Genomic DNA, 22,640 nt, shown 5'->3' with positions numbered 1-22,640 from the left:
GGTTCCTGTGGCGGTTCCCCGGCGGGATGATTCGACACGGGGTGGAGCAAGCCCCGGGAAAAGCCGTTCGATGGGGGAAGGTTGGCGGGTGCGCAGACTCTGGGTGGTCGGTGGAATCAGCTTCGGGGCGTGCCTGTGCTTTCTCGCCCTGCTCGTGGTCGGTACGTACTCGGCGGCCGCGGGCATCGCGACCGGCGCGGCCGGGCGGGCCGGCGGGCTCGCGAAGGGGGCCGTGCCGGGGAAGTACCAGTCCCTCGTGCAGAAGTGGGGCAACCTCTGCCCGACGCTCACCCCGGCGCTGCTGGCCGCCCAGCTCTATTCGGAGAGCGGCTGGAACCCGGGCGCGGTGAGCCCGGCCGACGCGCGGGGCATCGCGCAGTTCATCCCGGGGACCTGGGCCACGCACGGCGTCGACGGGGACGGCGACGGGGACCGTGACATCTGGGATCCGAACGACGCGATCCCGTCGGCGGCTTCGTACGACTGCGAGCTGGCGCGGTACGTGTCCAAGGTGCCGGGCGACCCGGTCAAGAACATGCTGGCCGCCTACAACGCGGGGCCCGGCGCGGTGAAGCAGTACGGGGGCGTCCCGCCGTACCGGGAGACCGAGGGGTACGTGAAGACCATCACGACCCTCGCCAAGAGCTTCGAGGCCCCCATCGGGCGGGTGGCGCCCTCGCAGCAGGCCGCCGGGGCGATCTACTTCGCGCAGAAGCAGCTGGGAACCCCGTACCTGTGGGGCGGGAACGGGACGCCCGAGCAGGGCGGGCGGTTCGACTGCTCGGGGCTGACCAAGGCCGCGTACGAGTCGGTGGGGATCGATCTGCCGCGCGTGGCGAACGACCAGTACAACGCCGGTCCGCACCCCTCGCGCGCGGAACTGCTGCCGGGAGACCTGGTGTTCTTCTCCGACGATCTGACGAACTCCCGGGAGATCCGGCACGTCGGGCTCTACGTGGGCGGCGGGTACATGATCAACGCCCCGTTCACCGGAGCCGTGATCCGCTTCGACAAGATCGACACGCCCGACTACTTCGGCGCGACGCGCGTGACGAAGGACGGTGCGGAGGCGCTGCCCCGGCGCGAGGGCGTTGGCAACACAGCGTGAAGCGAAGGCCCTGAGCTGCGACGATGAGTCACTCTTCGATAACGTTGGGGTGATCATTCGGTGGAGAGTGGAACGTAGCAGCCAGAACGGGCGTTCCATGGTCACTGGGGCAGGACGAGCGGAAGCGCCGGATTGATCACCGGGGGCGAAGGGCCGCACATCGGCGTGCGGCCGTACGGGTACCAAGGCAAGGGCAAGGGGCCGCATCACCATGGCTGGACTCACAACAGGTGGGCCGAACGTGGATGTAAGCCTGCTGTACGAGATCAACGGACTGGCGCGGCAAGCCCCGGAGTGGCTGGACCGGACGGTCGCGCTCCTGGGCGAGTACGGGATCCTGCTGGCCCTCGTCCTCCTGGTGCTCTGGTGCTGGCGCGGAGCGCGCCGGCAGGACGAGCCCGCCGCCGTCGAGTCCTTCACCGCGCTCCTGTGGGCCCCGCTCGCCGCCGGTGCCGCGCTGCTCCTGAACGTCCCGCTGCGGGAGTTCGTGGGCCGGCCGCGGCCGGCCGCGCAGCACGGCGGGGTGGAGGTGCTGGAATCCGGCGCCGGGATCGGCGACAGCGCCTTCTCCTTCGTCAGTGACCACGCGACGCTCGCGATGGCGCTCGGCGTCGGCCTGTTCGTCGCCCACCGCAAGCTCGGCTTCATCGGGATCGGGCTGGCCCTGGCGGAGGGGTTCACGCGGGTCTACATGGGCCTGCACTATCCGACCGACGTCATCGGCGGGCTCGCCCTGGGCACCGCGGTGGTGCTGCTGCTCGCGCCGCTCGCGATGGCGCTGCTGACCCCGGCGGTGCGGGCCGTGGCCCGGTCCCCGCGGCTGGGCGTACTGGTCCGGCCACGCGAGCGCGTGGTGGCCCGGCCGGTGGGCCTCGCGGCGGCGGAGCCGGCGGGGCGCGGGCACGAGAGCGACCTCGCCGCCTGAGGGGGTGCTCCGGGCGGTGTCCGGAGCCTCAGCCGATGCGGTACGAGTCCCAGACGGCCAGCACCACGGCGGCCAGCAGGCACAGCGCCGCCGCACCGAAGCAGACGCGGACCGCCGCCGGCCGGGAGCGCGGGGGCGGGGTCACGGATCGCCGCCGGGGTCCGTGCCGTCGGCATCCGAGTCGGTGCGCCGGTAGTGGGAGCGCAGCCACAGACCGGTCCCGGTGGCCGCGGCGGTGGTGACCCCGATGGCCAGGGCGACGTCGCCGGGCCCGTCGGCCGTACCCACGGGGCTGGCCCGGGCCGGGGTGGCGGGGGCGAACGCGATCAGCAGGGCCCAGAGGAGGGCGGCGAGTCGTGGCGCGGGTCCGGGCATGAGACAAGGGCATCCGCTCCCGGGCGAGTCGGCCAGCCGGGCCGTCCGATCGGGCGAACCGCTATGCCGCGGCGTGGCCGGTGGCGTCCCTGCGGGCCAGATCGCGGGAGCGGCGGGCCGGGCCGCGCCAGCCGCACGTACAGACGGCCAGGCTGAACGAGCCGCGGTCCGAGGTGCTGGTGGCGTGGCCGACGGGCGGTGTCCCCGCCGGACCCGAGGGGTCGCGGGGCAGCGGTACTGCGGCAAGCGGAGGGACGAGGGTCGCTTCGGTGTGCGGTTCCACTCCACCAAGGTACCGGGCCGGGGGCGGTTGGGGCACTGGCCCGGGGTGAGGAGCGCGCGGCCGTGACGGGAGGCCCGGGACCTCGTTAAGCGGAGCGGGTGGGCCTCGGGCAAACAGCGGTCACGCGTTGGGGGTTGGCAGGCGATGGTGGTGCACCAGCACAGGCGGAGGCGGCGACGCGCGGGTCGGGTCGCGGCCGCGGTCGGCCTGGCCCTGACCGTGGCGGCGTTGAGCGGGTGCGGTGGCGACGCCGTCGCGGGCGACGACGCCCGGCCCGGCGACGACCCGGCGGCGACGGTCCGCGGAGCCGCCGACGCGCTCCTCAGGACCGGGAGCGCGCAGACCCGTACGGCCATGGAAATGGCGACGGGCGGCACCCGGGTCACGATCCGGGGCGAGGGCGGCGTCGACTTCAAGAACCGGATGGGGCAGCTGCTCGTCATGCTGCCCGACGACGCCAAGGGCAAGGCCGAACGCCGGCCCATCACCGAGCTCCTGGTGCCCGGCGCGCTCTACATGAAGAACCGGGGCGCGGGCGTCCCCGACGACAAGTGGGTCCGCGTCGACACGACGGCCCTCGCCGACGGGAACCTCGTCACCGGCGGGGCCACCGACCCGATGGCCGCCGCCGAGCTGCTGCGCGGGGCGCAGGACGTGACGTACGTGGGCGAGACCGAGGTGGCCGGGACCAAGGTGCGGCACTACCGGGGTACGACCGACATCGCGCGGGCCGCGGCGCAGGCCTCACCGGCGGTGAAGGGGGCGCTGGAGGCGGCGGCGAAAGGGTTCAGCAAGGACGCGGTGCCGTTCGATGCCTACCTCGACGCCGAGGGCCTGCTGCGCAAGGTCCGCCACCGCTTCACCTACGTCAACAAGGGCGTGATCGACGTGTCCTCCACCACGCTGCTCTACGGCTTCGGGACCCCGGTCACCGTCGTGTTGCCGGCGGAGGGGGACATTTATGCCGGGAAGATCGCCGATTAGCCGGCCGGAGCCCCCCCCCCCGGGGGGCGGCGCGATCGGGCCGCCCCCGGCCAACGGGCCCATGTGAGGGGGCCGGAAATGGTCCATCCGTGTCATGCGCGCCGCGCCGCGCGCTCCCTACGCTGAGAAGCCGAGTGCCGGCGACCGTACGACGGCAGATTGAGGTGACACGCGTGACTCCCGCAGGCGGTTCGACGGTGCAGGACCTCGTGGCTCTGGCCGAGATCGAACTGTGCGGAGAGCTGATCATCGCGGCGTCGGCCGTGGCCGAGGAGAGACTCAGCCAGGACCGGATCGACGAGGTGCTGAGGGGCGTGTGGTCCGGCTGACCGCCGTTCCCCGGGTCAGGTGCGCAGCAGTCGGGCGATCGCCTTCGTCGCTTCCTCGACCTTGGCGTCGATCTCTCCCCCGCCCTTGACGGCCGCGTCGGCGACGCAGTGCCGAAGGTGCTCCTCCAGGAGCTGGAGCGCGAAGGACTGGAGCGCCTTCGTGCTCGCCGAGACCTGGGTGAGTATGTCGATGCAGTAGACGTCCTCGTCGACGAGGCGCTGGAGGCCCCGGATCTGGCCCTCGATCCGGCGCAGCCGCTTGAGGTGCTCGTCCTTCTGGTGGTGGTACCCGTGCACCGCGCCCGTGTCCGCGGCCGTGGTGGCGGCCGTGGTGGCTCCGGAGCCCTCCGCCTGGATGGCAGTCATGCGTCCTCCCGTGGTCCGGAATGGAGACCTATACCCCTCATGGGTATAGGGTACCGGCCCTCGGCCGTAGGGGCAGGGGTCCGTCGTCCTCACTCTGCCTGATGGAGGACACTGGGGAACTGCCGGTTAGCCGTGGCCGGGGGATGCGCCTAGCATCAGCCTGACCGAATCCAATGCACCCCGAGGACCTCACGTGCGATTTCGTCTGACCCCCAGGGAGACGAGCTTCTACGACATGTTCGCCGCATCCGCGGACAACATCGTCACGGGCTCCAAGCTCCTCATGGAACTGCTCGGAGCGGACTCCTCCGCCCGGGTCGAGATCGCGGAGCGGATGCGGGCAGCGGAGCACGCGGGAGACGACGCCACGCACGCGATCTTCCACCAGCTCAACTCCTCCTTCATCACACCGTTCGACCGCGAGGACATCTACAACCTGGCGTCCTGCCTCGACGACATCATGGACTTCATGGAGGAGGCGGTCGACCTGGTCGTCCTCTACAACGTGGAGGAGCTCCCCAAGGGCGTCGAGCAGCAGATCGAGGTACTGGCGCGCGCGGCCGAGCTGACCGCCGAGGCCATGCCCCACCTGCGCACGATGGAGAACCTGACCGAGTACTGGATCGAGGTCAACCGCCTGGAGAACCAGGCCGACCAGATCCACCGCAAGCTGCTCGCCCAGCTCTTCAACGGCAAGTACGACGCCATGGAGGTGCTGAAGCTGAAGCAGATCGTCGACGTGCTCGAAGAGGCGGCCGACGCGTTCGAGCACGTCGCGAACACGGTGGAGACCATCGCGGTCAAGGAGTCCTGAACCTCGTGGACACCTTCGCTCTGGTCGTGACCATCGGTGTCGCGCTCGGCTTTACGTATACGAACGGTTTCCACGACTCGGCGAACGCGATCGCGACCTCGGTCTCGACCCGTGCGCTGACCCCGCGCGCCGCGCTCGCGATGGCCGCGGTCATGAACCTCGCCGGCGCCTTCCTCGGCAGCGGGGTCGCCAAGACGGTGAGCGAGGGCCTGATCGAGACGCCCCACGGCAACCGGGGCATGTGGATCCTCTTCGCGGCGCTCGTCGGCGCGATCGTGTGGAACCTGATCACCTGGTACTTCGGCCTGCCCTCGTCCTCCTCGCACGCGCTGTTCGGCGGCATGGTGGGCGCGGCGCTGGCGGGCGGCACCGAGGTGCTCTGGTCGGGCGTGGTCGACAAGGTCGTCATCCCGATGTTCATCTCGCCGGTCGTCGGCCTCGTCGTCGGCTACCTGGTGATGGTCGCCATCATGTGGATGTTCCGCCGTGCCAACCCGCACAAGGCCAAGCGCGGGTTCCGCATCGCGCAGACGGTCTCGGCGGCCGGCATGGCGCTCGGCCACGGCCTGCAGGACGCGCAGAAGACCATGGGCATCGTGATGATGGCCCTGGTCATCGCCGACGTGCAGAACGCGGGCGACTCGATCCCGGTCTGGGTCAAGGTCGCGTGCGCCGTGATGCTCTCGCTGGGTACGTACGCGGGCGGCTGGCGCATCATGCGCACCCTCGGCCGCAAGATCATCGAGCTGGACCCGCCGCAGGGCTTCGCGGCGGAGACCACCGGTGCCTCGATCATGTTCGGTTCGGCGTTCCTCTTCCACGCGCCGATCTCCACCACGCACGTGATCACCTCGGCGATCATGGGCGTGGGCGCGACCAAGCGGGTGAACGCGGTCCGCTGGGGCGTCGCCAAGAACATCATCCTGGGCTGGTTCATCACCATGCCGGCCGCGGCGCTGGTCGCGGCGCTCAGCTTCTGGATCGTGAACCTGGCCTTCGTCGGTTAGCGACCGGCCGGTCGCCGACGGACCTACGAAAGCGGGCCGGCTCCCCCCACCCAGGGGGAGCCGGCCCTTTTCTTTCTTTCGCCTTGCGGTGGCACCGCCATGCAGCACCGCAGGACGTTCTGTGGGGCCGCGGCTCAGCCGAAGCGGCCCGAGATGTAGTCCTCGGTCGCCTGCACGGACGGGTTCGAGAAGATCCGGTCCGTGTCGTCGAGCTCGATGAGCTTGCCGGGCTGGCCGACCGCGGAGAGGTTGAAGAAGGCCGTGCGGTCGGAGACGCGCGCCGCCTGCTGCATGTTGTGCGTCACGATGACGATCGTGAAGCGCTCCTTGAGCTCGCCGATCAGGTCCTCGATGGCGAGGGTGGAGATCGGGTCGAGGGCCGAGCAGGGCTCGTCCATCAGCAGGACCTGGGGCTCGACCGCGATGGCGCGGGCGATGCACAGGCGCTGCTGCTGGCCGCCGGAGAGGCCGGAGCCGGGCTTGTTCAGGCGGTCCTTGACCTCGTTCCAGAGGTTGGCGCCCTTGAGGGACCGCTCGACGATGTCGGCGAGCTCGGCCTTCTTGAAGGAGCCGTTCAGGCGCAGACCCGCGGCCACGTTGTCGAAGATCGACATGGTGGGGAAGGGGTTCGGGCGCTGGAAGACCATGCCGACCGTGCGGCGGACCGCGACCGGGTCGACACCGGGGCCGTACAGGTTCTCGTCGTCCAGCAGCACCTTGCCCTCGACGCGGCCACCGGGGGTGACCTCGTGCATGCGGTTCAGGGTGCGCAGGAAGGTGGACTTGCCGCAGCCGGAGGGGCCGATGAAGGCCGTCACGGAGCGGGGCTCCACGGTCATCGAGATGTCGTCGATGGCCTTGTGGGTGCCGTAGAAGGCGGACAGTCCGCTGACGTCGATTCGCTTCGCCATGGTGGTCACTTCGCTTTCTGTGGTCGCGTCAGCGACCGGTCTTCGGGGCCTTCCAGCGGGCGATGCCGCGAGCCACCAGATTGAGGATCATGACGAAGGCGATCAGGACGAGCGCTGCGGCCCATGCCCGGTCCATCGAGGCGTCGGTGCCTACGGAGTACTGCTCGTACACGTAGAGCGGGAGCGACGACTGGGCGCCTTCGAAGGGGTTCGGGTTGATCAGCTTCGTACCGAAGACGAGCAGCAGCACCGGGGCGGTCTCACCCGTGATGCGGGCGACCGCGAGCATCACACCGGTGGTGATGCCGCCGATGGCCGTGGGGACCACGACCTTCAGGATGGTGCGCCACCTCGGGACTCCGAGGGCGAGCGAGGCCTCGCGGAGTTCGTTCGGGACGAGCTTGAGCATCTCCTCGGTCGAGCGCACGACCACCGGCATCATCAGGATGGCCAGGGCCATCGCGCCGGCGAATCCGGAGGGCCCGAAGCCCAGCATCAGATTCCAGGTGGCGAGGATGAACAGACCCGCGACGATCGACGGGATGCCCGTCATGACGTCGACGAAGAAGGTGACCGCCTTGGCGAGCTTGCCGCGGCCGTACTCGACCAGGTAGATCGCCGTGAGCATGCCGATGGGCGCGGCGATCAGCGTCGCGATGCCGACCTGTTCCAGGGTGCCGAGCAGGGCGTGGTAGATGCCGCCGCCCGCCTCGACGTCGAGCAGGCCGCTCATCGAGTGGGTCAGGAAGTACGGGTCGAGGACCTTGATGCCCTTGCCGACGGTGATCCAGGCCAGCGACAGCAGCGGCACGATGGCGAGGGCGAAGCAGACCCAGACGATGCTGGTCGCGACGCGGTCCTTCGCCTGGCGGCTGCCTTCGACCTTGCTGGTGATCGTGTAGTTGGCGACCACGAAGAGCAGGGCGGCGATCATGCCCCACTGGATCTTGCTGTGCCAGCCCGCGGCCAGGCCTATGCCCGACGCCACGGCGACGGAGGTGACGGCCATGGCTGCCGGCGCCCAGCGGGGCAGCCGGGCGTGGGCCAGGGAGGTCTGGCCGAGCGCGGGGGCGGGCCGCTTGTCTTGGACGAGCTGGCTCATGCGTTGGCCCCCGAGTACTCCTTGCGGCGCGCGATGATGAGGCGAGCGGCGCCGTTGACCAGCAGGGTGATGAGGAAGAGGACGAGGCCGGAGGCGATGAGCGCGTCACGGCCGAACTCGTCGGCCTCGTTGAACTTCGCGGCGATGTTCTGCGCGAACGTACCGCCACCCGGGTCCAGCAGGTGGCCGGAGATCAGGAAGCTCGGGGAGAGGACGACGGCGACGGCCATCGTCTCGCCCAGGGCGCGGCCGAGGCCGAGCATCGAGGCGCTGATGATGCCGGAGCGGCCGAACGGCAGGACCGCGATGCGGATGACTTCCCAGCGCGTGGCGCCGAGGGCCAGAGCGGCCTCTTCGTGCGCCTTGGGCGCCTGGAGGAAGACCTCGCGGGTGACGTTGGTGATGATCGGCAGGACCATGATGGCCAGCAGGATGCCGACCGTGAAGATGTTCCGGGCGATGCCTTCGGAGGTCTTGTCGAAGATGTACGTCCAGCCCATGTACTGGTCGAGCCACTGGTTCAGGCCGCCCAGGTACGGGACCAGGAAGACCGCGCCCCAGAGGCCGTAGATGATGCTCGGCACGGCGGCCAGCAGGTCGACGACGTAGCCGAGCGGGCCGGCCAGCTTGCGGGGCGCGTAGTGCGAGATGAACAGCGCGATGCCGATGGCGACCGGCACGGCGATGGCCATCGCGATGACCGAGCTGACGACCGTGCCGTACATGAGGACGGCGACGCCGAACACCGGCGGGTTGCCGGCCGGGTTCCACTCGGAGGTGGTGAGGAAGTTCCCCTCGTTCCGCGACAGCGCGAGGACCGTCCGGTAGGTGAGGAACGCCGCGATGGCGGCCATGATCACGAGCAGCGTGATGCCGGATCCCCGGGACAGGCCCAGGAAGATCTTGTCGCCGGCGCGGCCGGTGCTACGTCGCGCGCGAGAGGCGCGGGGTGCCGACGGTGGCAGTTTCGACTCTGTGGTGTGCGTGGCTATGTCCATGGTTTCTCCGGTCTGCGGAGCTTGCGCTCCAGGCGGCGGTGCACCGGATGGTGCGGCCGGCCCCTCGGGTGTGGGGGCCGGCCGCGGAGGGTCAGGAGAGGGTGGGGACGATCTCGCGGACCTTGGCCGCGATCTCGGCCGGGATCGGCGCGTAGTGGGCGTCGGTCAGGACCTTCTGGCCCGCGTCGCTCACGGCGTAGTTGAGGAAGGCCTTCAGGGTGGGCAGGGTCTCTGCCTTGTTGCCCTTGTCGCAGACGATCTCGTACGTCACCAGGACGAGCGGGTAGGCGCCGTCGGCCTTGGTCTTGTAGTCGAGTCCGAGCGACAGGTCGCTGCCGGTGCCCTTGACCTTGGCGGCCGCGATCGCCTTGGAGGCGTTCTCGCTGGTCGCCGCTACCGGGGCGGCCGCACCGGTGTTCAGGGCGACGGCCTTGATGTTGCCGGACTTCGCGTACGAGAGCTCGAAGTAGCCGATGGCGCCTTCGGTGCTCTTGACGTTGGAGGCGACGGAGGAGGAGCCGTTCGCGGCCTGGCCGCCGGGGGCGGGCCAGGACTTCGCCTTCGGGTCGTGCGTCCACTCGGCCGGGGCGGCCTCGCTCAGGTACTTGCCCAGGTTCTGGGTGGTGCCCGACTCGTCGGAGCGGTGGAAGGCCTGGATGGCGGTCGAGGGAAGCGCGGCGCCCGGGTTCAGCTTCTTGATGGCCTCGTCGTCCCACTTGGTGATCTTCGAGTCGAAGATCTTGGCCAGCGTGGGGGCGTCCAGGACGAGGTTGTCGACGCCGCTCAGGTTGTAACCGATGGCGACGGGGCCGCCGACCATCGGGAGGTTGATGCCCTGGCCGCCGGTGCAGATCTTCTGCGACTCGGCGACCTCGTTCTCCTTCAGCGCGGAGTCGGAGCCCGCGAAGGCGACCTGGCCCTGGGTGAACTTGGTGATGCCGCCACCGGAGCCGATGGCCTGGTAGTTGATCTCCACGCCGGGGCAGGCGGCCTGGAAGGCCTTGACCCACAGGTCCATCGCGTTCTTCTGCGCCGTAGAGCCCGCGGCCAGCAGCTGGCCCTTGGCGTCGTCGCACTTGACGTCACCCGCAGCGGCCGGAGCCTTCGTCGTGCCGTCGCCGGTGGCCTTGGTGTTGTCGTCCGAGCCGCACGCCGTGAGGACCAGGGCGCCGGACACGACGAGCGCCCCGAGGGCGGAGGCACGAAGCATGTTCTTGCGCTGAAGCTTCACTTTCGGGTGTTTCCTTCCAGAAGCCGCCGGCCGCTTTCTGGATCGGGGCGGCGTGCGAAGAGGACTACGTCGATTGCCCGGAGGAATCGTCCGCTTTCGCGGCGACTCGCTCCCTGCTCCTACGAAGTTAGGCAGATCAGGTGAAGCGGCCGACCGCGGCAAGTGAACGGACGGTGAACCGTGGTGGGCGGGGTGGTGTGTCCGGTCGGCTCCGGGACTGGACGTCATCTTCCGTTACCCCGCCGTTACCATTACGTGACCGCGTCGGCCGGGCCGGAAGCGGATGCGACGCCGGCGTGGTCCGGCGGGGTCAGACCCCCGCGTGGCTGGAATCGGCCGGTTGCCAGATGTGCTGGAAGGTGGCGCGGGAGGACTCGACCTCGTGCCGCTGGTCCGCGTGCAGGACGCCCAGGGCGTACGCCGTCGCCGGGGCGATGCGGGGGGTGCGGGCCGCCGTGGCCGAGGCGGCGGCGGCCTCCGCGGCGTCCCGGTGGCGGGTCAGGGCCTCGCCCGCGGCCGTCAGGCGGGCCACGTCGCCGCCCAGGGCCTCCTGCGCGTAGCGGTGGACGCGCAGCAGCCGGCGCACCTCGTTCCACGAGCCGTCGTGGTCCGCGTCGTACGGGTGCGAGGGCGAGGGGGCGGGGAGCGAGTGCACCGCCACGGACAGGCGGGAATGCGCCACCTCGGCCAGGGGGACCAGGACGTCGTCCACCCGGCCCCGGGCCGCTACGGGGTCCAGCGGGACCTCGGAGGCCAGTACCGCCACCGCGTCCGCGACCGCGTGGAAGCGGGAGGAGCCGAGCGCGTGCAGGGTCGCGGAGTGGGCCCGGGTGCGGGCCAGGGTGAGCTGGCGCTCCAGCAGGGCGCCCGCGCGGGCGGAGCCCACGGTCAGGGAGCCCGCCGTGCCCCTGGGCGCCGGCACCTCGGGGTTCCCCGACAGCCGTTGCAGGGCGTCCATCAGCCGTGACAGCCGGGCCGCATACGCGTGCTCGTCGGCCAGCGTCCCCGACAGCCAGACCAGCTCGGTGCGCAGCGAATCCGCCCAGGCGGAATCGGCCACCGCCCTGAACGTGGACAGGGAGCAGGAGATCCGGCGCGCAGCCCCCCGCAGGCCGCGCGCCGCCTCGCCGCCGCCGCTCGCCGCGCCCTCCTCGTGCAGGCGCAGGCCCCGTAGGAAGGCGGTGGCCTGCGCCCGCAGGTACGTACCGAGTACGGTGCCTGCCGTCGTCGCGGTCAGGTCATGGTTTGGCTGAGCCACGCCGGCGCCTCCGGGCCTCAATGAGCATCTCCTGAACGTGCCGCAGCGGCTGGCCCTCGCCGTCCGTGCTGTGCCGCGTCCATTCGCCGTCCGGGCCCAGGTGCCAGGAGGTGGTGGCGTCGGACATCCCGGTCTCCAGCAGCCGGTCCAGAGCCGCGCGGTGGGCCGGGTCGGCGACCCTGACCAGTGCCTCGATACGGCGGTCGAGGTTGCGGTGCATCATGTCGGCGCTGCCGATGTACACCTCGGGTTCGCCGCCGTTGCCGAACGCGAAGACCCGGGAGTGCTCCAGGAAGCGGCCGAGGATCGAGCGGACCCGGATGTTGTCCGAGAGCCCGGGGACACCGGGGCGGATCGCGCAGATGCCGCGGACCCATATGTCGATGGGCACGCCGGCCTGCGAGGCCCGGTAGAGCGAGTCGATGAGCGCCTCGTCGACGATCGAGTTCATCTTGAGGCGCACGTACGCGGGGCGCCCCGCCTTGTGGTGGGCCGCCTCCTTGTCGATCCGGGAGATCAGGCCGTCGCGCAGCGAGCGCGGGGCCACCAGAAGCCGGCGGTAGGTCTCGCGGCGCGAGTAGCCGGACAGCCGGTTGAAGAGGTCGGAGAGGTCCGCGCCGACCTGCGGGTCGGCGGTGAGCAGGCCGAGGTCCTCGTAGAGCCGTGCCGTCTTGGGGTGGTAGTTGCCGGTGCCGACGTGGGAGTACCGGCGCAGCGTGTCGCCCTCCTGGCGGACGACGAGGGACAGCTTGCAGTGGGTCTTGAGGCCGACGAGCCCGTAGACGACGTGGCAGCCGGACTCCTCGAGCTTGCGCGCCCACTTGATGTTGGCCTGCTCGTCGAATCGGGCCTTGATCTCGACGAGTACGAGGACCTGCTTGCCGGATTCGGCGGCGTCGATCAGGGCGTCCACGATCGGGGAGTCGCCGGAGGTCCGGTACAGGGTCTGCTTGATCGCGAGCACGTCGGGGTCGGCGGCGGCCTGCTCCAGGAAGGCCTGCACGGAGGTGGAGAAGGAGTCGTACGGGTGGTGCAGCAGCACGTCCCGCTCGCGCAGCGCCGCGAAGATGTCGGGCGCGGACGCGGATTCGACCTCGGCGAGGTCGCGGTGCGTGCCGGCGACGAACTTCTTGAACTTCAGCTCCGGCCGGTCCAGGGAGGCGATCCCGAAGAGGGCCGTGAGGTCGAGGGGGCCGGGGAGCGGGTACACCTCGGACGGGTTGACCTTCAGCTCCTGCACGAGCAGGTCCAGGACCCCGGGGTCGATGGACTCCTCGACCTCCAGGCGCACCGGCGGGCCGAAGCGGCGCCGCATCAGTTCCTTTTCGAGGGCCTGGAGGAGGTTTTCCGCATCGTCCTCTTCTACCTCGAGGTCCTCGTTGCGGGTCACGCGGAACATGTGGTGCGCGAGCACCTCCATGCCGGGGAACAGCTCCTCCAGGTGCGCGGCGATGACGTCCTCCAGCGGGACGTAGCGCTGCGGGGAGGCCTCCAGGAAGCGGGAGAGGAGCGGGGGGACCTTGACCCGGGCGAAGTGGCGGTGGCCGCTGACGGGATTGCGTACGACCACGGCCAGGTTCAGGGAGAGGCCGGAGATGTACGGGAACGGGTGCGCGGGGTCCACGGCCAGCGGGGTGAGCACCGGGAAGATCTGGTTGCGGAACAGGGTGAAGAGGCGCGCCTGCTCCTTCTCGGTGAGGTCGGGCCACCGGATGAGGTGGACGCCCTCCTCGGCGAGCTGCGGGGAGATGTCCTGCTGGAAGCAGGCGGCGTGGCGGGCCATGAGCTCGCGGGAGCGGGTCCAGATGAGGTCGAGGACCTCACGGGGCTGCAGGCCCGAGGCCGAACGGGTGGCGACGCCGGTCGCGATGCGGCGCTTGAGGCCGGCGACGCGGACCATGAAGAACTCGTCGAGGTTGCTGGCGAAGATCGCCAGGAAGTTCGCGCGTTCCAGGAGGGGCGTGGCGGGGTCCTCGGCGAGCTCCAGGACGCGCTCGTTGAAGGCGAGCCAGCTGCGCTCCCGGTCGAGGAAGCGGCCCGGGGGCAGCTCGCCGGTGTCCTTCTCGTCGTAGGCGTCCAGGTCCGCGTCGAGATCCGGTTCCAGATCGACGTGCGGGCGGTGGGCGGCTATGGACCCCAGGCGGGCGTGTGCGCCGGTGGCCGCGCGGGCCGCCACCGCCTCGGGCGTGGCGGCGGCCGCGGCCACGGAGGCGGAGATGTCCGCGGCCGTGGGCGCGGACGGGGACGCGAACTTCTGCGGCGGCGGCTGGTTGGGGACCTCGGTGGGGGCTGCGCTGGGCTTGTGGCTCATGACTCCATTCTTCCGCGCACGCGGGAGGACAGGCGCGTCGGACGGGTCGGCCGTCAGTCGGAGTCGGGGCTGCATGCCGTCAGCTTCGCGACCGCGCATTAATGCCCGGTTAATGGCGTATGGCTTCCAGGGTCCGCGCGGACGGCTGGGGAGGTGCCAGCGGGTGCGGGGGGCCGGGGGGTGTTCTAGCGTCGGTAGGAGGGAGGGATGTCCTGCCGAGCCGGTCCGGTACGGGGACCGGGCCCGGGCCGTACGCGGCCGCGCGTGCTCGGCGCCGTTCCCGCGCGGTCCGGTCACGTCGTGCTGGGCCGGGCGCGTCTCGGTACGCCGAGGCGCGTCGGGGTCCCGGTCGGGGTCGCGTGGAGATTCCGGAGAGCAGGTGCGTCCCATGCGCACGTCGATCCGTATCGCAGGTGTCCTCACCGGTCTGACCCTCGCCCTGGGAGGCGCGGCCGTTGCGGCCCCCGCCGTCCAGGCCGCCGTTCCCGCCGACGTCTCGGCCTGCATCAGCCAGGTCGAGCGGGAGCTGAAGGGCGGCGAGGCTCCGGCAGCCGTTCGCGCGGCGTGCTACGTCGCGGTGACCGGGGCCCAGGACGAGTGTGTGACCGGCCTGACCGAGGTCAGCGGTGTCACCAAGGCGACCGCGGAGAGTGCCTGCAAGCTGGGCGCCGAGTAGCCGCACAGCCGCATGGCCGAGGGGCCGAGGGGCCGAGGGAAACCCGGCCCCCGGCCCCCGGCCCCCGGACCGGACGGGGGTCAGCTCTCAGTGCGGTACATCAGGTCCACCTCGTGGGTGGTGAAGCCGAGGCCCGCGTAGACGGCCAGGGCCGCCGGGTTGTCGGCGTCCACGTAGAGCATCGCGGTGGGCAGGCCCGCCGCGGCCAGGTGGCGCAGGCCGATCGCGGTGAGGGCCTTGCCGAGGCCGCCGCCCTGCGCGCCGGGGCGCACCCCGAGCACGTAGACCTCGCCCAGCTGCTGCTCGGCGTGCACCTTCGTCCAGTGGAAGCCGATCAGTTCGCCGTCGCGCTCCGCGAGGAAGAAGCCCTTGGCGTCGAACCAGGGCTGCGCGATGCGGTCGTTCAGGTCCCGCTGCGTGAGCGAGCCCTGCTCGGGGTGGTGGGCGAAGGCCGCCGCGTTGACGGCCAGCCAGGCGGCGTCGTCGGTGCCGGGCACGAAGGTGCGTACGGTCACGCCCGCCGGGAGGACGGCTTCCGGCAGGGCGGCCGCTTCCGCGCCGAGCGGGCGGCGGAGCTGGCGCAGTTCGCGGAACAGGGTCAGGCCGAGCACCTGCGCGAGGTGGCGGGCCGCTGACTTGCCGCCGTGCGCCCACACCCGGATCCGCTTGCCGGAGGCGGCCAGCAGGGCGGTGCCCAGCGCCCGCCCGTGCCCGCGCCCGCGCATCGCGGGGTGCACGACGAGCTCGGCCGCGGGGGCCTCCACCGGGTCGGTGTCCTCCAGTTGTCCGTACGCGGTGAGCCGCCCGTCGGAGGTGAGGAGGAAGTGGCGGATCCCCTCCCGCGCCCCGCCGCGCAGCTGGAGCCGGCCCTGCTCGGACACGGCGGTGGTGCCGTCGGTGCGGGCCGCGTCCTCGATCAGGGCGAGAACGGCGTCGGCCTGCTCATCCGTCAGTTCGTCGAGGGTCTGGATCTGCCGTCCCGGCTCCAGGACCACTGCTGCGTCGTCAGTCATGGAACCGAGCCTACGACCACGGTGGGGGAGCGGCGGGGTGCGGCCCGGACGGGCGCCCGGACGGCCGCGCGAACCGGCCTCGAACCGGTCACGAACAGTCCCGCCAGCCCGCGGACAGCCCCGCGGACAGCCCCGCGGCCGGGTGCTCGTCTCTTGTGTGTAACCAGCTCGATACCCAGTACCCCTGTCGCGCTACGCGCGTTGACTCTAGGCTTCGGCAGACCTCCCAAGATGTATCGCTGTCCGCAAAGGGGACCAAATGTCAGCGACGCCACAACGGCACCGCCGAAACCGCCGGTTGGCCCTCACCGCTCTCGCCGTTGCCGCGGCGGGCGGTGCGATGATCGCCGCCGCCCTTCCGGCCGGAGCCGCGAGTGGTGACGGATACGGCCGTGACACCGGCCGCACCGTCGACGTACAGATGCTGTCGTTCAACGACCTCCACGGCACGCTGGAGCCCCCGCAGGGCTCCTCGGGCTCCGTGACCGAGCGTCAGGCCGACGGCACGACCAAGGCCATACCCGCGGGCGGTGTCGAGTACCTCGCCACCAGCCTGCGCGAGGCCCGCAAGGGCCACCGCTACTCCGTCACCGCCGCGGCCGGCGACATGATCGGCGCCAGCCCGATGGTGTCCGGCCTCTTCCACGACGAGCCGACGATCGAGGCGCTCAACGACCTCGACCTGGACGTGAGCGGCGTCGGGAACCACGAGTTCGACGAGGGCAAGACCGAGCTGCGCCGCATGCAGTACGGCGGCTGCCACCCGCTCGAGGGCTGCTTCGAGTACGGCAAGGAGTTCGGCGGCGCCGACTTCAAGTACCTCGCCGCGAACGTGGTGGACGAGAAGACCAAGCGTCCGATGATGAGCCCCACCTTCATCTGGAAGAAGGGGGACGTGAAGATCGGCTTCATCGGCGTCACCCTGGAGGGCACCCCCGACATCGTGACCGCCGAGGGGGTCAAGGGCCTCGCGTTCGGCGACGAGGTCGAGACGGTCAACAAGTACGCCGAGGAGCTGAACCGCCAGGGCGTCAAGTCGATCGTGGCGCTGATCCACGAGGGCGGCCTGCCCGCGAGCGGCGCGTACAACTACGACTGCGACGTGCCGGGCGCCGGCGCCGGCATCTCCGGGGCCATCGTCGACATCGCGAAGAACATCTCGCCGAAGGTCGACGCCCTGGTCACCGGCCACACGCACCAGGCGTACGCGTGCAACATCCCCGACCCGGCGGGCAATCCGCGCACGGTCACCTCGGCCGCCTCGTACGGCCGGCTGTACACGGACACCACCCTGACCTACGACCGCGCGACCAAGGACATCGTCCGTACGCCGGTCGCGTCGCCGAAGGTCCTCCAGAAGGTCGTCACCCGGGACCAGCCCAAGGCCCCGGACCTGACCGCGCTGATCGAGCGCTGGAACGCGCTGGCCGCGCCGATCGCGAACCGTCCCATGGGCTACATCTCGGCCGACATCCCGGGCCGCGGCTCGTCGGAGTACGAGAAGCCGCTCGGTGACGTGATCGCCGACGCGCAGCTGGAGGCCCTGGCCCCGGCGGCCAAGGGCGGCGCCCAGCTCGCCCTCATGAACCCGGGCGGCATCCGCGCGGACCTGGCCTACAAGGCCGCCGGCGCCGAGGGCGACGGGGTGGTGACCTACGGGGAGTCCTACACCGTCCAGCCGTTCACCAACATGATGACGGTCGTCGACCTGACCGGCGCCCAGCTGATCACCGCGCTCCAGCAGCAGGTCAGCGGACCGGTCAACGGCGTGAGCCCGAAGATCCTGCAGGTCTCCAAGGGCTTCACCTACACCCTGGACACCACCAAGTCGGGCGCCGAGCGCATCGTCGTGGACTCGGTGAAGCTGAACGGCGAGGCCATCGACCCCGCGCGGACCTACCGGGTCGCGATGAACGAGTTCCTCGCGGGCGGCGGTGACGGCTTCGGCGTCCTGAAGGAGCACAAGAACAAGCTGGTCGGCGCGTCCGACCTGGACATCTTCAACGCCTACCTGGCCGGGCACTCCTCGGCGGCCGCGCCGCTGGCCCCGCCGGCGGCGGACCGGATCACGGTCGTCAAGTAGCACCTGCTTCTCGGGGGCGGCGGGCCATCGGCCCGCCGCCCCTTCGGCGTTCCCAGGCGTCCTACAGCGTCGCCAGGAAGCCGCGTACGGCCTCCGCGAAGCCCTGCGGGTCCTGGAAGGGCACGAAGTGCTCGGTGTCGAGGCCGGCGTACGAGGTCCCGGGGCGCCGGGCGACCATCGCGTCGGCCAGCTCCCGGGAGAGCACGTCGCTGCGCAGTCCGTGGATGAGCAGCGCCGGGCAGTCGCTCGCCTGCCAGACGTCCCAGGTGGAGCCGTCGCCCTCGGCGAGGGTGGCCAGGGTGGCCCCGGGGTGGAACGGCAGCCGCCAGCCGGTGTCGCCCCCGGACAGCGGACGCAGGAAGGGTCCGATCCCCTCGCCGAGCGGGCCGAGGGCGGCGAGGAGTTCCTCGCGGCTCGGCGCGGTGTACGGGAGCTCGTGCAGGAAGTCCCAGAAGGACGGGCCGTCCGGGCGCGAGAGCTCCACCGGGGCGTCGACGTTGATCAGGGCGGACACCAGGTCGGGCCGGTCGGCGGCCAGGTGGTAGGCGTTGACCCCGCCGAGGGAGAAGCCGAGGACGGGCACGGGGCCGCCGGGGGCGAGGTGTTCCAGCAGGGCCGCGGCGTCGGAGACGTAGCCCGCGCGGCTGTACTCCGCGGCGAGGTCGGAGTCGCCGTGCCCGCGCTGGTCGGGGGCGATGACCCGCCAGTCGTCTCCGAGCACGGTGGCGAGGCCGGTGAAGTGGGCGCCCTCGGAGAGGCCTCCGTGGAGGGCGAGCAGGGGGCGGCCGGGCCCGCCGAAGTCCAGGTAGGACAGGGTGCGGTCGTCGATCTTCAGCTCGTGGCGCATGGCGTTGCTCTCCCCGTGTGTGCTTGTCCGTGGGCCGGGCACCAGGCTGCCAGTATTTGGGCAAGTGCGCAATACGATTGTGTAGGGCGCTCGCCCAAAACCCGGCGCAGATACGATCCGGGCATGGGAAATCGCGAGGACCTGCTGGCCGGAGCCCGGCGCTGCCTGGAGGAGAAGGGGTATCTCCGGACGACCGTGCGCGACATCGCCTCGGCCGCGCAGGTGAGCATGGCCGCGATCGGCTACCACTTCGGGTCCCGCGAGGTGCTGCTCAACCAGGCGCTGTTCGCGGCCATGGACGAGTGGGCCGCGGGGTCGGGCCGGCTCGCCGGGCAGGGTGACACCGCGCGGGAGCGCTACGCCGACACCTGGGACCGCAAGATCCGGGACTTCGGCGAGATGCGCTGGCTCTGGACCGCCTCCGTCGAGGCCTTCGTGCACGCGCAGTCCTCGCCCGAGCTGCTCGCGGTCCTCGCTGAAGGGCAGCGCCAGAGCCGCCGCATGGCGGCCGCGCAGTTGCGCGGAGTGCCGGAGGAGGCGGTCGGGGAGGAGGACGTACGGGCCCTCGGGTCGGTGCACGTCGCGCTGCTGGCCGGGGTCATGGTGCAGTGCCTGACCGACTCGGAGCAGGCGCCGGACGGCCGTGAACTGGTGCGGGGGCTGCGGGAGATGGCGGCATTGCTGGAGGGTTAGGCCGGCCTCCTCGTGACGGCTCGGAAGGCACCGATCCGTACCCGTGGGTAGTAAAGCTGACGTGAACACGCCATAATCCGGTCCCACCACTGGGTCGGCAAAGGGGCGGGCATGGGCGTGGGCATGGATCCGGGCGCGGATACGGATACGGGTACGGGTACGGGTACGGATACGGATAGGGGTACGGGTACGGGGCTGCGGCGGCGCGGCTTCCTGGCGGGGGCGGCGGCCCTGGGCGGCGCGACCCTGCTCGGCGCGGGCGCCGGCACGGCTTCGGCCGCCACCGGGGCCACATCCGCGGCGGCCACCGCACTCGGCACCCAGGACTGGATGGCCGGCCTCGGCGACTCCACCGCCCTCCAGCGGATGACCATCCCCGGCACCCACGACTCGGGAGCCACCCGGGGCGGGCTCTACGTCGCCTGCCAGAACACCTCCATCGCCGACCAGCTCGGCTCCGGGATCCGCTTCCTCGACGTCCGCTGCCGGGTGACCGGCGGATCGTTCGCGATCCACCACGGCGCGTACTACCAGAACCTGATGTTCGGCGACGTCCTCGGCGCCTGCTGGAACTTCCTCGCCGCGCACCCCTCCGAGACCGTGCTCATGCGGCTCAAGCAGGAGTACTCCGAGGAGAGCGACGCCACCTTCCGCGCCGTCTTCGACGACTACCTGAACAACCGCGGCTGGAGCCCGCTCTTCAGGATCGCGGACTCGCTGCCCGACCTCGGCCAGGTGCGCGGCAAGGTGCTGCTGCTCCCCGACAACGGCGGCCTGCCCGGCGGCCTGCGCTACGGCGACGGCAACGTCTTCGACATCCAGGACGACTACATGGCCGAGCCCTTCGCCAAGCGGGGCAAGATCGAGAACCACTTCCGCAAGGCCGTCCAGCAGCCCGGCAAGTTCTTCGTCAACTACACCAGCACGGCCGCGGCCCTGCCGCCCCGCTGGAACTCCGACCGCCTCAACCCGCAGGTGCACGCCTTCGTCGACGGCTCCGAACTGGCCGGCCGGACCGGGCTCGGGATCGTCCCGATGGACTTCCCCAACACCCGCTCCGGCCTGGTCGCCTCACTGATCCGGCACAACTGACGCCTGCGCGGGCGGCGGAGCCGGTGCGCCCGGGATGCTGAGGACCGCCTCCGTGCCCGCGCCGCCGTCCGCCGGGGCACGGAGCTCGGCAGTGCCGCCCGCGCGCTGCACCGTACGGGCCACGATGGACAGGCCGAGGCCGCTGCCGGGCAGGGCCCGGGCGGACGGGGAGCGCCAGAAGCGCTCGAAGACGTGCGGGAGGTCGTCGGCGGGGACGCCGGGGCCGCGGTCCCGTACGGTCAGCTCGCCCGCGCGCAGCGACACCGTGACCGTGCTGCCCGGCGGGCTGAACTTCACCGCGTTGTCGAGGACGTTGACCACCGCCCGCTCCAGGGCCGCCGCCTCGCCGCGTACGTACCAGGGCGCCAGGTCCGAGTCGAAATCCAGCTCCGGACCGCGCAGCCGGGCCCGGGACAGCGCCGCGCCCGCGATCTCGTGCAGGGCCACCACCCCGAGGGGGCCGGGGGCGGTCGCGTCCGGGCGGGACAGCTCCTGCAAGTCGCCGATCAGCGAGGCGAGCTCCGTCATCTGCGCCTTCACCGAGGCCAGCAGCTCCTTGCGGTCCTCCGGCGGGATGGCCCGGCCGGTCTCCTCGCTGCGCGCCAGCAGCTCGATGTTGGTGCGCAGCGAGGTGAGCGGGGTGCGCAGCTCGTGCCCGGCGTCCGCGATCAGCTGGGCCTGGCGCTCCTGGGAGGAGGCGAGCGCGGCCGTCATGGAGTTGAAGGAGCGCGAGAGGCGGGCGATCTCGTCGTCGCCCTGGTCGGGGATGCGGACGGTGAGGTCCTCGGTGCGGGCGATGTGCTCGACCGCGCCGGTCAGCTCGTCGACCGGGCGCAGCCCCGTACGGGCCACCCAGAGGCCGGCCACGCCCGCGCCGAGGACGCCGACGCCGCAGACGAAGAGCAGCACCCAGGCCAGGGTGGACAGGGGCTTGTCGATGTCGGCGAGCGGCTTGGCGACCGAGATGGCGAAGAGCGGGGAGGTGGCTGAGACCCGCGCGGGCTGGGTGTAGACGCGCATGTCCACGCCTTCGGCGGTCGTCACGTCGTGCAGGGTGGCGCCCCGCAGGCCCGAGGCGATCTGCTTATCGAGGTCGGTGACCGGCAGGTTCGCCGGACCGCTCACCCAGCAGTGCCCGCCGTCGGCCGTCACGATCTGTACGGACGCGTTGAGGCTGCCGGCGATCTCCTGGCCGGGCTGGGTGTTCTGGTCGTTCTGCGTGGGCGCCTTGTCCGGGCACGGTCGGTTGCCGAAGATGAGCCGCCCCACCTCCGCGGAGGCGTTCGTGGACATCAAGGACCGGTCCAGCTGGTCGCGCAGCTGCGTACGCACCATCACCCAGGACACCGCGGCGACCGCCGCCACGGCCAGCGCCACCGCGACGGTGACCAGGAGGGCGAGGCGGGAGCGGAGCGGGAGGGCGCGGAATCTGGCGCTGGGGCTCACTCGGGACCGCCGGTGTCGCCGGCCCCGGCCGCGCGCAGCACGTAGCCCACCCCGCGCACGGTGTGGACCAGGCGGGGCTCGCCCCCGGCCTCGGTCTTGCGGCGCAGGTACATCACGTACACGTCCAGGGAGTTGGAGCTGGGCTCGAAGTCGAAGCCCCATACGGTCTTGAGGATCTGCTCGCGGGTCAGGACCTGGCGCGGGTGCGCGAGGAACATCTCCAGCAGGGTGAACTCGGTACGCGTCAGCTCCACCGGGCGGCCGCCCCGGGTGACCTCGCGGGTGGCGAGGTCCATGCGCAGGTCGCCGAAGGTCAGCGCGTCGGCGTCGCCGGGGTGGCCGTCCCCGTGCGAGGGGGCGGCGTAGGAGCTGCGGCGCAGCAGGGCGCGCACCCGGGCGAAGAGCTCGTCCAGCTCGAACGGCTTGACCAGGTAGTCGTCGGCGCCCGCGTCGAGGCCGGTGACGCGGTCGCCGACCGTATCGCGGGCGGTCAGCATCAGGACCGGCGTGGTGCTGCCGGAGGCGCGCAGCCGGCGGGCCGCCGTCAGACCGTCCATCCGCGGCATCTGGATGTCCAGGATGATCAGGTCGGGGGCGTACGAGTCCGCCTTGTCGAGGGCGTCGAGCCCGTCGACGGCGGTCTGGGTGCCGTACCCCTCGAAGGCCAGGCTCCGGCGCAGGGCCTCGCGTACGGCCGGTTCGTCGTCGACGACGAGGATGCGCTGCTGGTCGCCTTCGGCGCTCATACGGGGTCCCCCCAGGTGGTGGTCGGTCTCCTACCAGGCTCG

At 71.3% G+C, this 22,640-nt stretch carries 23 protein-coding genes; 10 read left to right on the top strand and 13 right to left on the bottom strand.

Annotated elements, in window-relative coordinates:
- The first annotated feature begins 70 nt into the window (after nucleotides 1–70).
- Nucleotides 71–1,108, top strand: a complete 1,038-nt coding sequence (locus AC6CKD_RS25150; RefSeq protein ID WP_498330079.1) for a C40 family peptidase — start codon at nucleotides 71–73, stop codon at nucleotides 1,106–1,108.
- A gap of 211 nt (nucleotides 1,109–1,319) precedes the next feature.
- Nucleotides 1,320–2,033 (top strand): phosphatase PAP2 family protein, encoded by a 714-nt coding sequence (locus AC6CKD_RS25145; protein WP_498330078.1) that lies wholly within the window; start codon nucleotides 1,320–1,322, stop codon nucleotides 2,031–2,033.
- A 141-nt stretch (nucleotides 2,034–2,174) separates the two neighbouring features.
- Here the strand turns inward: AC6CKD_RS25145 and AC6CKD_RS25140 are convergent, their stop codons facing one another.
- The gene (locus AC6CKD_RS25140) at nucleotides 2,175–2,408 is read right to left on the bottom strand and encodes a hypothetical protein (protein WP_498330076.1); all 234 of its coding nucleotides are present in this window, start codon (nucleotides 2,406–2,408) and stop codon (nucleotides 2,175–2,177) included.
- 61 nt (nucleotides 2,409–2,469) lie between these two features.
- The gene (locus AC6CKD_RS25135; RefSeq protein ID WP_498330074.1) at nucleotides 2,470–2,691 is read right to left on the bottom strand and encodes a hypothetical protein; all 222 of its coding nucleotides are present in this window, start codon (nucleotides 2,689–2,691) and stop codon (nucleotides 2,470–2,472) included.
- Nucleotides 2,692–2,835: 144 nt separating this feature from the next.
- On the opposite strand from AC6CKD_RS25135, the gene AC6CKD_RS25130 reads away from it, so the two are divergent.
- Together AC6CKD_RS25130 and AC6CKD_RS25125 are read left to right on the top strand one after the other, a co-directional pair.
- Nucleotides 2,836–3,675: an SCO4651 family lipoprotein gene (locus AC6CKD_RS25130; RefSeq protein WP_498330073.1), complete on the top strand. Its 840-nt coding sequence runs from the start codon at nucleotides 2,836–2,838 to the stop codon at nucleotides 3,673–3,675.
- 173 nt (nucleotides 3,676–3,848) lie between these two features.
- Nucleotides 3,849–4,004, top strand: a complete 156-nt coding sequence (locus AC6CKD_RS25125) for a hypothetical protein (RefSeq protein WP_498330125.1) — start codon at nucleotides 3,849–3,851, stop codon at nucleotides 4,002–4,004.
- Nucleotides 4,005–4,019: 15 nt separating this feature from the next.
- Here the strand turns inward: AC6CKD_RS25125 and AC6CKD_RS25120 are convergent, their stop codons facing one another.
- On the bottom strand, nucleotides 4,020–4,370 hold the full coding sequence (locus AC6CKD_RS25120) for a metal-sensitive transcriptional regulator (protein ID WP_498330072.1): 351 nt from the start codon (nucleotides 4,368–4,370) through the stop codon (nucleotides 4,020–4,022).
- 193 nt (nucleotides 4,371–4,563) lie between these two features.
- On the opposite strand from AC6CKD_RS25120, the gene AC6CKD_RS25115 reads away from it, so the two are divergent.
- Nucleotides 4,564–5,184, top strand: coding sequence for a DUF47 domain-containing protein (locus AC6CKD_RS25115; protein ID WP_388507743.1), 621 nt, complete (start codon nucleotides 4,564–4,566; stop codon nucleotides 5,182–5,184).
- A gap of 5 nt (nucleotides 5,185–5,189) precedes the next feature.
- Entirely contained in the window at nucleotides 5,190–6,191 is a 1,002-nt protein-coding gene (locus AC6CKD_RS25110) for an inorganic phosphate transporter (protein WP_498330070.1), read from the top strand.
- 134 nt (nucleotides 6,192–6,325) lie between these two features.
- Here the strand turns inward: AC6CKD_RS25110 and pstB are convergent, their stop codons facing one another.
- The 6 genes from pstB to AC6CKD_RS25080 form a co-directional block, all read right to left on the bottom strand.
- Nucleotides 6,326–7,102: a phosphate ABC transporter ATP-binding protein PstB gene (pstB, locus tag AC6CKD_RS25105; protein WP_498330068.1), complete on the bottom strand. Its 777-nt coding sequence runs from the start codon at nucleotides 7,100–7,102 to the stop codon at nucleotides 6,326–6,328.
- A gap of 28 nt (nucleotides 7,103–7,130) precedes the next feature.
- Entirely contained in the window at nucleotides 7,131–8,204 is a 1,074-nt protein-coding gene (pstA, locus tag AC6CKD_RS25100) for a phosphate ABC transporter permease PstA (RefSeq protein WP_498330066.1), read from the bottom strand.
- The gene (gene pstC / locus AC6CKD_RS25095; protein ID WP_498330064.1) at nucleotides 8,201–9,202 is read right to left on the bottom strand and encodes a phosphate ABC transporter permease subunit PstC; all 1,002 of its coding nucleotides are present in this window, start codon (nucleotides 9,200–9,202) and stop codon (nucleotides 8,201–8,203) included. Before pstC ends, pstA begins: the two co-directional genes overlap by 4 nt.
- A gap of 91 nt (nucleotides 9,203–9,293) precedes the next feature.
- Nucleotides 9,294–10,433, bottom strand: a complete 1,140-nt coding sequence (pstS, locus tag AC6CKD_RS25090; protein WP_498330062.1) for a phosphate ABC transporter substrate-binding protein PstS — start codon at nucleotides 10,431–10,433, stop codon at nucleotides 9,294–9,296.
- Between the two features lie 310 nt (nucleotides 10,434–10,743).
- Nucleotides 10,744–11,691 (bottom strand): CHAD domain-containing protein, encoded by a 948-nt coding sequence (locus AC6CKD_RS25085; RefSeq protein ID WP_498330060.1) that lies wholly within the window; start codon nucleotides 11,689–11,691, stop codon nucleotides 10,744–10,746.
- Nucleotides 11,672–14,002, bottom strand: a complete 2,331-nt coding sequence (locus tag AC6CKD_RS25080) for an RNA degradosome polyphosphate kinase (RefSeq protein WP_498330059.1) — start codon at nucleotides 14,000–14,002, stop codon at nucleotides 11,672–11,674. Before AC6CKD_RS25080 ends, AC6CKD_RS25085 begins: the two co-directional genes overlap by 20 nt.
- A gap of 388 nt (nucleotides 14,003–14,390) precedes the next feature.
- Here AC6CKD_RS25080 and AC6CKD_RS25075 point away from each other — a divergent pair, with 388 nt between their 5' ends.
- Nucleotides 14,391–14,678: a hypothetical protein gene (locus AC6CKD_RS25075; protein WP_498330057.1), complete on the top strand. Its 288-nt coding sequence runs from the start codon at nucleotides 14,391–14,393 to the stop codon at nucleotides 14,676–14,678.
- A gap of 80 nt (nucleotides 14,679–14,758) precedes the next feature.
- Here AC6CKD_RS25075 and mshD read toward each other — a convergent pair whose 3' ends face one another.
- Nucleotides 14,759–15,691: a mycothiol synthase gene (gene mshD, locus AC6CKD_RS25070; protein ID WP_498330055.1), complete on the bottom strand. Its 933-nt coding sequence runs from the start codon at nucleotides 15,689–15,691 to the stop codon at nucleotides 14,759–14,761.
- A gap of 259 nt (nucleotides 15,692–15,950) precedes the next feature.
- Between mshD and AC6CKD_RS25065 the strand changes: the two genes are divergently transcribed.
- Nucleotides 15,951–17,774 (top strand): bifunctional metallophosphatase/5'-nucleotidase, encoded by a 1,824-nt coding sequence (locus AC6CKD_RS25065; RefSeq protein ID WP_498330053.1) that lies wholly within the window; start codon nucleotides 15,951–15,953, stop codon nucleotides 17,772–17,774.
- A gap of 61 nt (nucleotides 17,775–17,835) precedes the next feature.
- On the opposite strand, the gene AC6CKD_RS25060 is transcribed toward AC6CKD_RS25065, so the two are convergent.
- Entirely contained in the window at nucleotides 17,836–18,621 is a 786-nt protein-coding gene (locus tag AC6CKD_RS25060) for an alpha/beta fold hydrolase (RefSeq protein ID WP_498330051.1), read from the bottom strand.
- Between the two features lie 123 nt (nucleotides 18,622–18,744).
- On the opposite strand from AC6CKD_RS25060, the gene AC6CKD_RS25055 reads away from it, so the two are divergent.
- Nucleotides 18,745–19,314: a TetR/AcrR family transcriptional regulator gene (locus AC6CKD_RS25055; RefSeq protein ID WP_498330050.1), complete on the top strand. Its 570-nt coding sequence runs from the start codon at nucleotides 18,745–18,747 to the stop codon at nucleotides 19,312–19,314.
- Nucleotides 19,315–19,425: 111 nt separating this feature from the next.
- Nucleotides 19,426–20,406 carry a phosphatidylinositol-specific phospholipase C gene (locus AC6CKD_RS25050; protein WP_498330048.1) on the top strand — a complete coding sequence of 327 codons (981 nt, stop codon included), beginning with the start codon at nucleotides 19,426–19,428 and terminating at the stop codon, nucleotides 20,404–20,406.
- Here AC6CKD_RS25050 and AC6CKD_RS25045 read toward each other — a convergent pair.
- Both AC6CKD_RS25045 and AC6CKD_RS25040 read right to left on the bottom strand, forming a co-directional pair.
- Nucleotides 20,386–21,852 carry a sensor histidine kinase gene (locus tag AC6CKD_RS25045; RefSeq protein WP_498330046.1) on the bottom strand — a complete coding sequence of 489 codons (1,467 nt, stop codon included), beginning with the start codon at nucleotides 21,850–21,852 and terminating at the stop codon, nucleotides 20,386–20,388. The genes AC6CKD_RS25050 and AC6CKD_RS25045 overlap by 21 nt on opposite strands.
- Nucleotides 21,849–22,598, bottom strand: a complete 750-nt coding sequence (locus tag AC6CKD_RS25040; protein WP_498330044.1) for a response regulator transcription factor — start codon at nucleotides 22,596–22,598, stop codon at nucleotides 21,849–21,851. The genes AC6CKD_RS25045 and AC6CKD_RS25040 overlap by 4 nt, the downstream gene beginning before the upstream one ends.
- Nucleotides 22,599–22,640: the final 42 nt, after the last annotated feature.

Source organism: Streptomyces sp. GQ60 (genome assembly GCF_059758875.1).
This window is presented reverse-complemented; position numbering and strand designations above follow the sequence as displayed.